Consider the following 13,590-nt stretch of genomic DNA (forward strand, 5'->3'; position numbering starts at 1 on the left):
GCCACCCGGCCAGTTTCGCAATCGCCCGCGACATCCCAGATTGGGGACAGCTTACAGGAGACCGCCATGACCGCCCCAACTCCTCTGTCTTCACTGTCGTCCGCGCTTGCGGATGTCGTGGCGCGCGCCGCGCTGTCCGTCGTCTCCGTGCATTCGCATCGCTCTCGCTCAACCGGGTTCGCCTGGAAGCCCGGCCTGATCGTCACCGCCGACGAGGCGCTGGCCGACGAGGGCGAGGTGGAGATCGGCCTTCCCGACGGCAGCCAGGTGGCCGCCACGATCGCCGGTCGCGACCACACCACCGACATCGCGCTGCTGCGTACGGATGCCGCGGTCGCGCCGGTCAAGCTGACCGCTGCGGTCCCTCCCCTCGGCGCGTTGTCGGTGGTGGTCGCCACCAATCGGGAGACGCCGAGCGCGGCGCTCGGGATGGTATCGGCGTCCGGCCAGAGCTGGCGCTCCTTGCGCGGCGGCGACATCGATGCGCGGATCGAGCTCGACGTGCGCCTGCGTCCCAGCCAGGAAGGCGGCCTTGCGCTGGATGCGTCGGGCGAGGCCTTCGGCATGGCGGTGCTCGGACCGCGGCGCGTGCTGGTGATCCCGACGGCGACGATCGAGCGCATCGCGCCGCTGTTAGAGGCGCACGGCCGCATCGCGCGCGGGTATCTCGGGCTCGGGCTCCAGCCGGTGCGGCTCGACGACGGTGTCGGCGCGATGGTGATGAATCTCGACAGGGCCGGGCCTGCGGCGGCGGCCGGGATTCGCCAGGGCGACGTGATCGTCGCGGTCAACGACCAGAAACTCTCCGGCGTGCGCGCGCTGTCGCGAACGTTGGGGCCGGCGAGCGTCGGCGCTGTGGTCGATGTCGCGGCGCGCCGCGGCGGCGAGCCGGTCAGCTTCAAGGTCACGGTCGGCGAGAGGCCGGAGGCGTGAGCGAGGACAAGACGGCCGAGATCGTGCTGTCCCTGGAGATCGACGAACCCGCCCTCGCCGATCGCCTGGCGGCGCTGCTCGGCAATGTCGCCGGGCTGCGCCTTGCCGGACCCGGCGAGCCGGCCGCCGCGACGATCGTCGCTCGCGATCCGCGCAGCATGCCCGACGACATCGCACTGACGCAGCGCGAGCTCGACGTGCTCGCCCTGATGGCCGAGGGCGCCTCGAACAAGATGATCGCGCGCCGGCTCGGCATTTCCGTGCACACGGTGAAATTCCATGTCGGCTCGCTGCTCGACAAGCTCGATGCGACCGGCCGCACCGATGCGGTGGCGCATGCGGCGCGCCGCGGCGTGATCGAGCTCTAGAGCCATTTCCGTTCCGATGAGATCGGAACGGGGCTCTAGATTCTTGTTTTGACGCGTTTTCCTGACGCGAACCGGTGTCCACTTCGCTCGAAAACGCTCGAGACGGCGCGGATCAACTGCCGATTGCGGTCTGCGCCAGCTCGCGCATGCGATCGGTATCGACGACGCGGCCATGGCTGATGACGATCCTCGGCGGAGTGTGAAAGCGCAGGGCTTCGGTGACATCGGCCTGGTCGAGGATGACGAGATTCGCCGCGCAGCCGAGCCCGAGGCCGTAGCGCTCCAGGTTCATCGCCGTAGCTGCGCGCGTGGTGATCATGTCGTAGAGCGTCTCGAACTCGCTTTTCTTCGTCATCCACAGCAGATGCGAGGCGAGGAACGCCACCTCCAGCATGTTGTTGCGGCCGAACGGATAATAGGCGTCGGAAATGTCGTCCTGGCCGAGGCAGACATTGATGCCGGCCGCGAGCAGCTCCTTCACCCGCGCGTGCAGCGGACCGTTGTGCGGATTGCTGACGACGCTGATACGGGCCTTTCCGAGCAGCACCATCAGCTCGCGGAGATAGTTCTCGGGATAGAGCGCCATCGCCCGGCAATGATGGGCGAGCGCCCGGCCCTCGACGCCGCGCGCGATCACCGCGCGCGCCATCATGTCGAGCGTGCGCATGTTGGCGTCGCCGACGTCGTCCAGCAGCATCGAGATTTCGGCGCCGTGCTCGGCCGCGAGGTCGAAGCAGAACGCGACATGGCGGCGCATGTCCTCTTCATCGGCTTCGATCCAGGGAATGCCGCCGACGACGTCGGCCCCGAGCGCCATCGCCTTGCGCATCAGGCCGTCGGCGCCGGGCTCGCGAAACAGGCCGTCCTGCGGGAACGCCACGACCTGGATGTCGACGATGCCGCGAAACTCCTCGCGGATCGCGAGCAGCGCCTTGACACCCTCCAGCCGGGCCTTGGTGTCGACGTCGGCGAAGGCGCGGATGTGGAGATTGCCGTGGAGCGCGGCGAGCGCCACCGCGCGCCGCGCGTTCGGAATGATCCAGGACGCGTCGTAATTGCTCTTCACGGCTGCGGCGAGATCGACCGCCTTGGCCGCCTCGCTCATGCCGCCGCCCTGATAGGCCTCTAGCGCTGCCTCCGACATCATCGGCAGGGTCCAGACCTTGCAGAGATGCAGGTGCGGATTGACAAAGGCCGGCGTCACCAGACCGCCTTCGGCATCGACAAAGGCCTGTGCACCGGGATCGAGCCGGTTGCCGATCGCGGTGATCACGCCATCAGTGATCCCTATGTCGACGATCTCGCGGCTACGCGTGCGTGCGTTGGTGATGACGAGGTCTGGCAGGCGGGACATTGCAGGACTTCCACTCGGTACGCGCAAGATCATGCAATTTGGGTGCCGGGCTGCGCAGGCGGCGGAAACCGGAGCTGGACCGTCAGGCCCGGAACATTGTCATGCAGCGCAATCTCGGCGCCATGAAGGCGCGCGACCGCGGCGACGAGGCTGAGACCGAGACCGTTGCCCGGTGTGTAGCGGCTCTGTTCGAGCCGGTAGAACCGCTTGAAGACGTGATCGCGCGCCTCAGTGGGAATGCCCGGACCATCGTCGGCGATCGCGATCATCGCGCCGCCATCGGCGCTGCGGCAGGTCACCGTCACCTGCCCGCCCTTGCAGCCGTGCTTGATCGCGTTGTCGACGAGATTGGCGACGGCGTCGAACAGCAGGTCGCGGTCGCCCGTGATCGCGACCTCTCGGTCGCCGCCGAGGCTGAGGCGAGTTGAAACCTGCTCGGCGGCGGCGTCGTAGAGCTCGACGACCTCGCCGGCGATCTCGGCGAGGTCGAGTGCGCGGAAGGCGCTCCTGCGGGCGCGGGTCTCGATCTCCGAGATGCGCGTGATGGAGGCGAACATGCCGAGCACGGCGTCGAGATCGGCGATGGTGTCGCCGATCAGCGCCGCATCGGCCTCGCCATTGCGCTCGTGGTGATAGGCTTTCTCCAGCCGGCCGCGCATGCGCGTCAGCGGCGTGCGCAGATCATGGGCGACGTTGTCGCTGACCTGCTTGACCTCGCCCATCAGGGTCTCGATGCGATCGAGCATCTGGTTGAGGTTTTCGGCGACGCGGTCCCACTCGTCGTGGCTGCCGCGCAGGGGAATGCGGCGGTCGAGACCGGACAGCATGATGGCACGGCTGATGGCGTTGATCTCCTCGATGCGTCCCACCGTGCGCCGGGTCACCAGCACGGCAGCGAGTCCGGCGAGCACCAGGAGCAGCACGGCGACCGCGATCATGGCGAGTTCGATCGTGCCGGTGAAGCCGTCGTGATCGCCGGCGGTGCCGAGCCGGCTCTCGACATAGGCGAGCGTGCCGAAATAGACATAGGCCATGATCGCCGCGACGATCAGCCCGAATGCCGCGATCGCGATCAGCGCCAGGCGAAAGGTCGAGGAGCGGAGCGTCTTAACCAGGAGCACGGAGGCAATATCCGATGCCGCGAATGGTGTGGATCAGCGGATAGGCCTGGGCATCGTCGACCTTGCGCCGGACGCGCCCGACATAGACGTCGATGATGTTGGTGGAGGGATCGAAATGCAGGTCCCAGACGTGCTGGAGCAGCATCGCACGTGAGACCACGCGGCCCTCGTTGCGCACGAGATATTCGAGCAGCTGGAACTCGCGCGGCAGCAGCGGAATTTTGCGGCCGCGGCGGCTGGCGTTGCGCGCGATCAGGTCGATCGCGAGATCGCCGACGCGCAGCAGCGTCTCCTTGGCGATGGTCTCGCTGCGGCGGCCGAGCGCCTCGAGCCGCGCAAGCAGTTCGACGAAGGAGAACGGCTTGACGAGATAGTCGTCCCCGCCGGCGCGCAGGCCCCGGACGCGGTCGTCGACCTCGCCGAGCGCCGAGATGATCAGGAAGGGCGCAGCGACGCCGTCGTCGCGCAATTGCCGCATCACGGCGATGCCGTCGATGTCGGGCAGCATGCGGTCGATGGTGATCACGGCATAGTCGCGCGCGGCGCCATGGCTCAGGGCTTCGCGCCCCGTGGCGGCAAGATCGACCTCATAGCCAGAGGTCGTCAACTCTTCGACGAGCTGGCCTGCGGTCTCCGGATCGTCCTCGACGACCAGGATACGGCGGTGACCTCCGGTCATGCAAAACTCCGCGCGACGATCGCCACCAGACTATCCCGTTCCGGGGCTGAGCGGAACCGCCCGGTGGCGATCGCGACAATGGTGCGGTACGGCGATGCGACTACCAATAGTCTCCGCACACATTGACCCATTGCCACCCATAGGGCGTCCAGCTCCTTCGCCAGCAGCCGTCGTTGTAGCCGGCGTAGTAATAGGGCGCGCCGAAGACGGCGAAACGACGGAAATGATGGTGGCGGAAGACGCCGTGGTGGCCGTGCCAGCCGGGGCCGGCGAAGCGCGGCCCGATCGCCGCATGCGCGAATCGTGCGCCGCCGAGGGCCGGCCCGCCGACATGGGCGAAACGCGCGCCGCCCATGCCGCCAGCACGCATGCCGCCGAAGCCACCCGCATGCATGCCGCCGCTGAAATGCCCGCCGCCACCGCCATGGCCGCCGCCGCCACGGGCGAGCACTGGTGAAGCGAACGCCATCGTCGCAGCGAGCGTCGCCGCGGCGAGGCCTTTGAGAAGCCTGCTGTTCATCGAACCATCCTCCTTGCAGTGCGGCGGTCTCCGCGCCGCACGAGGACGATCAGATGAAAGCAAGGGATCGGCCCCTTCAACTTACAAACGCGCCAGATTCTGACGCGGGTGTCAGGGAGGGCACTGCTCTCTCCTCGTCATTGCGAGGAGCCCTTGCGACGAAGCAATCCAGACTGTCTCGGTGGAGGCAGTCTGGATTGCTTCGCTGCGCTCGCAATGACGTGGATGGAGCTCTCCATGCATCAACCAGCGCGATCCGCGGAAGCCCTGCCCCTCACCCGGAATCCGCGCTACGCGCGAATTCCGACCTCTCCCCGCCAAAGAGCGGGGGAGAGGTTAGGAGCGGGGGAGAGGTTTAGAACTCACGCCCGCTTGCCGTTGTTCTTCTCGGCCGCGCGGCGCATGGCTTCTGCGAGAGCGCCGCCACCTGAAGACTCCTGCTTGCGCGGCGCCGACGAGGTCATGCGACTGGCATTGCGCTGGCTGTTGTCGCGCTGCATGCCGGGGGCGTCTTTCTTGGCGCCGACCTCGTCATCGAGGCGCAGCGTCAGCGAGATGCGCTTGCGGGCGACCTCGAAGTCCAGCACCTTCACCTTCACGATGTCGCCGGGCTTCACCACCTCGCGCGGGTCCTTGATGAAGGTCTTCGACATCGCCGAGATGTGCACGAGGCCGTCCTGGTGCACGCCGATGTCCACGAAGGCGCCGAAGGCGGCGACGTTGGTCACGGTCCCCTCGAGGATCATGCCCTTCTTGAGGTCCTTGATCTCCTCGACGCCTTCCTTGAACACCGCGGCCTTGAACGCCGGGCGCGGGTCGCGGCCGGGCTTTTCCAATTCGCGCAGAATGTCGGTGACGGTCGGCAGACCGAAGGTCTCGTCGACGAAGTCCTTCGGCTTCAGCGTGCGCACGATCTCGCTGCTGCCGATCAGCGCCTTGATGTCGCTCTTGGTGGCCTCGAGAATCCGGCGCACCACGGGATAGGCTTCCGGATGCACGCCGGAAGCATCGAGCGGATCTTCGCCGCCGAGGATGCGCAAGAAGCCCGCGCACTGCTCGAACGCCTTCGGCCCAAGCCGCGGCACATCCTTGAGCGCCTTGCGTGACTTGAACGGGCCGTTGGCGTCACGATGCGCCACGATGCTCTGCGCAAGGCCCGAGCCGACGCCCGACACGCGCGCGAGGAGCGGCGCCGAGGCGGTGTTGACGTCCACGCCGACGGCGTTCACGCAGTCTTCGACCACCGCATCGAGCGACTTGGCGAGCTTGGCCTGGCCGAGGTCGTGCTGATATTGGCCGACGCCGATCGCCTTCGGCTCGATCTTGACGAGTTCGGCGAGCGGATCCTGGAGCCGCCGCGCGATCGAGACCGCGCCGCGCAGGGTGACGTCGAGACCGGGCAGCTCCTCCGAGGCAAAGGCCGAGGCCGAATAGACCGACGCGCCGGCTTCCGACACCACGATCTTGTTCATCTTCAGCTCGGCCAGGCCCTTGACGAGATCGCCTGCGAGCTTGTCGGTCTCGCGTGAGGCCGTGCCGTTGCCGATCGCGATCAGCTCGACACGGTGCTTCAGCGCAAGCTTGCCGAGGATCGCCAGCGACTCGTTCCACTGCCGCTGCGGCTCGTGCGGATAGATCACGGCGGTATCGACGACCTTGCCGGTCGCATCGGTGACGGCGACCTTGACGCCGGTGCGGTAGCCGGGATCGAGCCCCATGGTGACACGGGTGCCGGCGGGTGCGGCCAGCAGCAAGTCGCGCAGATTGGAGGCGAACACGCGCACGGCCTCAGTCTCGGCCGCATTCCACAACCGCATGCGCAGATCGATGTTGAGATGCACCTGGATCTTGGTGCGCCAGGCCCAGCGCACCGTGTCGATCAGCCAGCGGTCGCCGGCGCGCTTGAGGTCGGCGATGCCGAACCGCTTCATGATCTTCAGTTCGTAGGCGCTGGGCACGCCCGGCGGCGGTGCTTCGGCTTCTGCCTGAATCTGGAGGTCGAGGATTTCTTCCTTCTCGCCGCGGAACATCGCCAAGATTCTATGCGACGGCAGCCTGGTCAGCGGCTCCGAGAAATCGAAATAGTCGGCGAACTTTTCGCCCTCGGTCTTCTTGCCGTCGCGCACCTTGGAAGCCATGCGCGCATTGGTCCACATCTCCTCGCGCAGCGCGCCGATCAGGTCGGCGTCCTCGTCGAAGCGTTCGACCAGGATGGCGCGGGCGCCGTCGAGCGCGGCGGCGGCATCCGCCACCCCCTTCTCGGCGTTGATGAAGCCTTCCGCCACGACCTTCGGATCGCTGCCGGGTTCTGCCATCAACTGATTGGCGAGCGGCTCGAGGCCGGCTTCCTTGGCGATCTCGGCCTTGGTGCGGCGCTTCGGCTTGAACGGCAGATAGATGTCTTCCAGGCGCGCCTTGCTGTCGGCAGCCATGATCGTGGCTTCCAGTGCGGCGTCGAGCTTGCCCTGCTCGCGGACCGATTCGAGGATGGCCTTGCGGCGGTCTTCGAGCTCGCGCAGATAGCCCAGGCGCTCCTCCAGGGTGCGCAATTGCGCGTCGTCGAGCGCACCGGTCGCTTCCTTGCGGTAGCGGGCGATGAAGGGAACCGTGGCACCGCCGTCGAGCAGCGCCACCGTGGCCTCGACTTGCTCGGCCCGAACCCCAAGCTCCTGCGCAATTTTCTGGTTGATATTTGCCACGCGAGAATCCCTCTATCCAAGCACGCGACGCGGCGGCGAACCACCGGTAGCGGGACGCCGCTTATGGACCAACCGAGGTTGATTCATCAAGGTGCGGCGCGCAACCGTCGACAGAGGATTTTTTTGGCGAACCGATGCGTTCTCGCCACAATCGTGGGGATGAAGACGATCTCTTGCCCCAACCGGGATACTGACCCCGTCATCCTGAGGTGCGAACCATGGGCGCAACGCGCCGCATGGAGAGCCTCGAAGGATGCACGGCCCGGATACAGCCGGGCCGTCGCCCTTCGAGGCTTGCGCTGTGGCGCCGTCGCGCCGCGGCGCGCGCACCTCAGGGTGACGGTCAGAGGTGAGAATTCGCTGCTTCAACACCATCATTGCGAGCGCAGCGAAGCAATCCGGCCCCCCTGCGCGGAAAGACTCGGGATTTGCGTCGCTACGCTCGCGTTGACGGAGCAAGGAGCGAGCCCCCTCCATGCAGTCCACATTTCCCGCGATCCCTCAAGCCGCGGCGCGCTTTGCGCTCATCAGCGTTCGGATCAGCTCGTGGGCGGCTTCGTCGAGCTCGAACCGCACCAGCGTGCCGCGGCCGTTCTTGCGGACCACGACTCCCTTCAGCCGCGCGGAAAGGCCCTCGATGGCGACGACGACGTTCTGATGCAGGTCGATGCCGGCGATGTCCTCGACGAGAATGGCGCCGTTCTCGGAGAGATCGCGGACATGGATCCGGTGCACATGCCCGCCCGCTTCGACGGTGCCGCTGCGGTCAATGGGCGCACGCGCGGCAATTCTGCGGTTGACCTCGGACGTCGAGGTCCGGACGACGCGCACCAGCGTTTCCCGCAGATCATTCACCTTGCTGGCGATGTCGTGCGATCCCTGCGAAATCTCCGCCGCCCTGCGCCCCGTTTCCACCGCCTCGCTGGAGACGCCCACGATCTGCGAGGCCACTTCACGCGCGGCCTCCGAGGACTCCGCCACGGTGCGCGAGATCTCTGCGGTCATCTGGCTCTGCTTGTCCATGGACAGCGATATCTCGGCGGAAACGGCATCGACGCCCCGGATCACCTCGCCGATTGCGGCGATGGAGTCGGCGGAATCGCGCGTCACGTTCTGGATCTCGCTGATCTGCTGCGCGATCTCGCTGGTCGCCTTGGTGGTCTGCTCGGCGAGCGACTTCACCTCCGAGGCGACGACGGCAAAGCCTCGGCCGGCCTCCCCGGCCCGCGCCGCCTCGATCGTGGCATTGAGCGCGAGCAGATTGGTCTGCTCCGCGATTTCGCTGATCAGGCTGGTGACGGACCCGACCCGGTTGGCGGCATCCGACAGCGCTCCGACCAGCGTCTGGGCCTTCGCCGAGCTCTCGACCGCGTCCGTCGTCAGCTTGCGGGACGAACTGATCTGCTTGGCGATCTCGGCGATCGAGCCGTTCAACTGCGAGGCAGCGTGGCTCAATGTCTGCGCATTGGCGAGCGACTGCTCGGCCGCCGCGGCGACGTTGCTGCTGTTGGACCCGACCGTGTTCGCGCTTTCGTTCATGAGCGCGGCGTTTTCGGACATTTTCTCCATCTGGCTCGACACCGCGTCGACGGCCACCAGCGTCTCGCGCTCCACCGTATTGGCCATGTCGTTGAGGGCGGCGAACTTCTCCTGGTCGGCGAGCCTCGCCCGGTCGATCCGCTCCACGAGCTCGAAGCCGAGCTTGGCCTGCATCGCCTGGACGTTGCGCAGCGCGGCGCCGAGCTCGTCGTCGCTCTCGATCTCGATACGATTGAGGAACTTGCCCTGCGCGATGCCGTCCATGGTCGCGTTGAGCTGCTTCAGCGGCACGGTAATCGCCCGCATCGCGCGCAGGCCGACCCAGGCGCAGACGACCAGCGCCAGCACGACGAGACCGAGCGCCACCCCGAGCATCAGGTGATAGCCGCGTTCGGCGGCCTCATACTCGGACTTCGCCACGTCGATCTGAATCGCGACCAGCTTGTCCAGCTCGACCTTGGCGCGCGCGAACAGCTCGCTGGTCTTTCCGGCCTGGAGGGTCGCCAACTCGTCGAACTTTCCGGCTGCGAGCAACGGCAAGCCGGCATCGATGCCGGCGTCACGATAATCCTTGCGCCTTTCGGTGAAGGCCTGTGCGGCGCGCTGCTCCTCCGGCGTCAGGTAGGTCGCCATGTAGTCGGCCCATACCTTGTTGATCGCATCGGAATTCTTGCGGATTCTGCTCTCGACCTCGCCCACCGGCCTGCCCGCGCGGCCGTCGACGGCGGCCTGATACAGCATGATGGACGCTTCCTTCATGCGGTCGTTGATCTCGAACAGCTGGGCGAGCGGCACGGCCCGATCCTCGTAAATGGTCGTCAGCCGCTTGTTGCTGTCATAGGCCGTCATCAGGCCGACCAGGCCCATGACGACCAGGAAGACCGATTGCAGGGCGACGAGGCTCGCGAGGCGTGCCTTCAGCGTGCCGCTGAAGACCTTGAAGACGTCGAACACCGAGCGACGCCGGGCAACGCCGGCTTGAAGACGATAGCCCTGCGCCTTGCCCGCCCGGTACAGGGCATAGATCTGCTCGGCCGCCCGGCGCTGCTCGACCGGAAGCCTGGAGCGGATCGACATGTAGCCGTTGATCTTGCCGTCTTCCCAGATCGGCGTCGCACTCGCCATGACCCAGTAATAGTCGCCGTTCTTGCGGCGGTTCTTCACCGCGCCGGCCCACGGCTTTCCCTCCTTGATGGTGCTCCAGAGATCCTCGAAGGCCTCGGGCGGCATGTCGGGATGGCGCACGATATTGTGCGGCTGCATCCTCAGCTCGTCCTCGGTGAAGCCGGAGGCGGCTACGAATTCATCATTGAAATAGGTCAGTCGTCCCTTGACGTCGGTCTTCGAGACGATGAAGACGTTATCGTCGATCTCGTATTCCTTGTCGGTGACGGGAAGATTCTTCCGCATATGGATGCCCTTGAAATCGCGCTGCGCCTGCGCGCCGGACTATCCCTTGTGCTGGCTTAACCCGCCTTGAACATTGGAACCCGGACGAGTACGGTCGGTGTAATTGATCCAGATCAATGCGTTGCCGAATACCGTGCGCGGACGCGGCGAATCTCCGCACTTTCCCGGATCGGACGATGATGAGCCTGGATCGTCACGGACGGCTTGAGCGCGCGGAGACAAGCGGGGATTGAAATGCGTACCTCATCGGTCGGAGTCGTCAGGATCGCCACCAAGGGCCCCGGCGACGTCTCCGGCCTCATGGCCATGATCGGCTCGGGCGCGGTCGATCCGAAGCAGATCCTGGCGATCCTCGGCAAGACCGAGGGCAATGGCGGCGTCAACGACTTCACCCGGGAATATGCCGTCGCCGCGTTGTGCATGGCGCTGGCGCCAAAGCTCGGGCTGTCGCCGGAGCAGGTCGAACAGCGCATCGCCTTCGTGATGTCCGGCGGCACCGAAGGCGTGCTCAGCCCGCACATCACCGTGTTCACGCGGCGCGAGGTCGAGCGGCAGCCAGCGGGCCTGGCGGGCAAGCGCCTGAGCATCGGCATGACGCACACGCGGGACTTCCTGCCCGAGGAGCTCGGGCGCGTCGCGCAGATCACGGAGACGGCCGCGGCCGTGAAGGCCGCGATGGCGGATGCCGGCATCACCGACCCCGCCGACGTCCATTTCGTGCAGATCAAGTGCCCGCTGCTCACCAGCGATCGCGTCGAGGCGGCAAGCGCACGGGGCAACAAGACGGCGACGACAAGCTCGTACAGCTCGATGGCCTATTCGCGCGGCGCCTCCGCACTCGGCGTTGCAGTCGCGCTCGGCGAGATCGGCTCCGACATCGACGACGAGGACGTGCTGCGCCGCTACGATCTGTTCTCGAAAGTGGCATCCACCTCGGCCGGAATCGAGCTGATGCACAACGTCGTCATCGTGCTCGGCAATTCGGCATCGTCGGCCAGCGAGTTCGAGATCGGCCACGCCGTGATGAACGATGCCATCGACGCCACCGCCGTGACGTCGGCGCTGCAGAGTGTCGGGCTTGGCGTCGCACCGCAGGCAACCAAGGGCCGCGCGCTCGTCAACATCTTCGCCAAGGCGGAGGCCTCGCCTGACGGCAGCGTGCGCGGCTTTCGTCACACCATGCTCGAAGATACCGACATCAGCGCCACCCGGCACGCCCGCGCCGCGGTCGGCGGCCTGATCGCGGGCCTTGCCGGCACCGGCGCGGTCTACGTCTCCGGCGGCGCCGAGCATCAGGGCCCGGCCGGCGGCGGACCGGTTGCGGTGATCGCGCGACTGTCGGATTGATAAGGCCGGCATCCCAGGTCTTGCGACCTCTCCGCCCGGCGCAACCCTGCCCCTCGCGCCGGCTCAGTTGATTCACGCGCGCCCTTGCGAAAAAGGTGACGCCGCTACCCAAGGGGATTTTGACTTCATGACTTTGCCGATGAGCTGGAACGAATGGGCGCAGCACGATGGCGTGGGCCTCGCGGCGCGCGTCCGCAAGGGTGAGCTGACGCCCAAGGAATTGGCTCGCCAGGCCGCTGCTGCCGTCGCCAAGGTCAATCCGGCGCTGTCGGGTGTGGTCGAGCTGTTCGAGGACGTGATCGCCGATCCGGCCAAGGACGGCGCCAACCTCGCAGGTCCCTTCGCCGGCCTGCCGTTCCTGATGAAAGACCTGGGACCGACCATGAAGGGCCGGCTCCAGGAGATGGGCTCGCTGCTGATGCGCGGCAATCGCGCTGCCGCCGACACGTTCCTGACCGGTAAATTCCGCCAGGCGGGGCTCAACCTGATCGGGCGCACCACGACGCCGGAGTTCGGCGTGTGCAGCTCGGCCGACAATCCCGCCGTCTATGTCACCCGCAATCCGTGGAACACCGATTACACCACCTGCGGCTCGTCGGCAGGCAGCGCCGCGATGGTCGCCGCCGGCGTGGTGCCGATCGCGCATGCGACCGACGGCGGCGGCTCGATCCGCATTCCCGCAGGCGTCAACGGCAATATCGGGCTGAAGGTCTCGCGTGGCGTGTTCTCGCTGGCCCCGCACATGTCCGACCTCACCGGGCTCGTGTCGATCCAGGGCTGCCAGTCGCGCTCGGTGCGCGATACCGCCGCCTTCGTCGACCACGCCCGCGGGCCTGCGCCCGGCGAGTTCATGCCGTTCTGGACCACGGCGCAGCCGTATTCGGAGATGATCAAGCGCGATCCGGGCAAGCTTCGCATCGCGCTGTCGCACACATGGGGCGATTACACCGCGACGCCCGAGATCGCCGCCGAGCTGGCGAAGACCGGCCGTTTCCTCGAAGGGCTCGGTCACCACGTCGACTATGCGCTGCCCGAGCTCGACTTCCGTGCGGCGTTCGCGGCGCAGACCACCTGCTACATCAGCAATTTTGCCGTGGTGATCTCGAACATGCTCGCCGCGCGCGGACTGGAAAAGCCGCCGGAAGATCTCATCGAGCCCATGAACATCAGGATCTGGGAAGCCGGCCGGCACACGACTTTTGCCGAGCGTGCGAAGATGCAAGGCGTGTTCAACACGACGTCACGCGGCTTCGGCGCGTTCTTCGAGCAGTGGGACGTGATCCTGACGCCGATCACCGCGCTGCCGACCCCCAAGGTCGGCACGAAGGAATATCTCACCATCTCCGACAACCCTGATGTGCTCGACTGGTTCGGCAATCTCTGGCGCTTCTTCGCCTTCACGCCGCTCGCCAATCTCTGCGGCATGCCGGCGATCTCGATGCCGATGGCAGCGCAGGATCACGGCCTGCCGCTCGGCATCCAGGCGATCGCCAAGCAGGCCAATGACGGCCTGCTGCTGCAACTCGCCGCCCAGATCGAGCGCGCGCTCGATGGCAAGTGGAACGGCGGGAAGACCGCGAAGGTGCATGTCGCGAAGGCGTAAGCTGTCGCCAGGGATTG

10 protein-coding genes are annotated in these 13,590 nt (G+C 66.5%); 4 read left to right on the top strand and 6 right to left on the bottom strand.

The annotated features are described in order from the left end of the window. Window positions 1-66: 66 nt before the first annotated feature. Window positions 67-933, top strand: a complete 867-nt coding sequence (locus AC1RUR_RS32735; protein ID WP_492851777.1) for a S1C family serine protease — start codon at window positions 67-69, stop codon at window positions 931-933. Then, window positions 930-1,301, top strand: coding sequence for a response regulator transcription factor (locus tag AC1RUR_RS32740; protein WP_492851779.1), 372 nt, complete (start codon window positions 930-932; stop codon window positions 1,299-1,301). The genes AC1RUR_RS32735 and AC1RUR_RS32740 overlap by 4 nt, the downstream gene beginning before the upstream one ends. A 112-nt stretch (window positions 1,302-1,413) precedes the next feature. Here AC1RUR_RS32740 and AC1RUR_RS32745 read toward each other — a convergent pair whose 3' ends face one another. From AC1RUR_RS32745 to AC1RUR_RS32770, 6 genes are all read right to left on the bottom strand, one after another. Next, window positions 1,414-2,655: an amidohydrolase family protein gene (locus tag AC1RUR_RS32745; RefSeq protein ID WP_492851781.1), complete on the bottom strand. Its 1,242-nt coding sequence runs from the start codon at window positions 2,653-2,655 to the stop codon at window positions 1,414-1,416. 29 nt (window positions 2,656-2,684) lie between these two features. Further along, window positions 2,685-3,776: a sensor histidine kinase gene (locus AC1RUR_RS32750; RefSeq protein WP_492851783.1), complete on the bottom strand. Its 1,092-nt coding sequence runs from the start codon at window positions 3,774-3,776 to the stop codon at window positions 2,685-2,687. Next, entirely contained in the window at window positions 3,763-4,455 is a 693-nt protein-coding gene (locus tag AC1RUR_RS32755) for a response regulator transcription factor (protein WP_492851784.1), read from the bottom strand. Before AC1RUR_RS32755 ends, AC1RUR_RS32750 begins: the two co-directional genes overlap by 14 nt. 100 nt (window positions 4,456-4,555) lie before the next feature. Beyond that, on the bottom strand, window positions 4,556-4,975 hold the full coding sequence (locus tag AC1RUR_RS32760; protein ID WP_492851786.1) for a hypothetical protein: 420 nt from the start codon (window positions 4,973-4,975) through the stop codon (window positions 4,556-4,558). A 362-nt stretch (window positions 4,976-5,337) separates the two neighbouring features. After that, window positions 5,338-7,674, bottom strand: a complete 2,337-nt coding sequence (locus tag AC1RUR_RS32765; RefSeq protein ID WP_492851788.1) for a Tex family protein — start codon at window positions 7,672-7,674, stop codon at window positions 5,338-5,340. A gap of 501 nt (window positions 7,675-8,175) precedes the next feature. Continuing rightward, on the bottom strand, window positions 8,176-10,623 hold the full coding sequence (locus tag AC1RUR_RS32770) for a methyl-accepting chemotaxis protein (RefSeq protein WP_492851790.1): 2,448 nt from the start codon (window positions 10,621-10,623) through the stop codon (window positions 8,176-8,178). A 234-nt stretch (window positions 10,624-10,857) separates the two neighbouring features. On the opposite strand from AC1RUR_RS32770, the gene atzD reads away from it, so the two are divergent. Both atzD and AC1RUR_RS32780 read left to right on the top strand, forming a co-directional pair. Continuing rightward, a complete protein-coding gene (gene atzD / locus AC1RUR_RS32775) occupies window positions 10,858-11,970 on the top strand; it encodes a cyanuric acid amidohydrolase (RefSeq protein ID WP_492851792.1) in 1,113 nt (370 codons plus the stop codon). 127 nt (window positions 11,971-12,097) lie between these two features. Further along, a complete protein-coding gene (locus AC1RUR_RS32780) occupies window positions 12,098-13,573 on the top strand; it encodes an amidase (protein WP_492851794.1) in 1,476 nt (491 codons plus the stop codon). Window positions 13,574-13,590: the final 17 nt, after the last annotated feature.

The sequence above is a fragment of the Bradyrhizobium sp. GW821-FHT12B03 genome, from assembly GCF_058807535.1.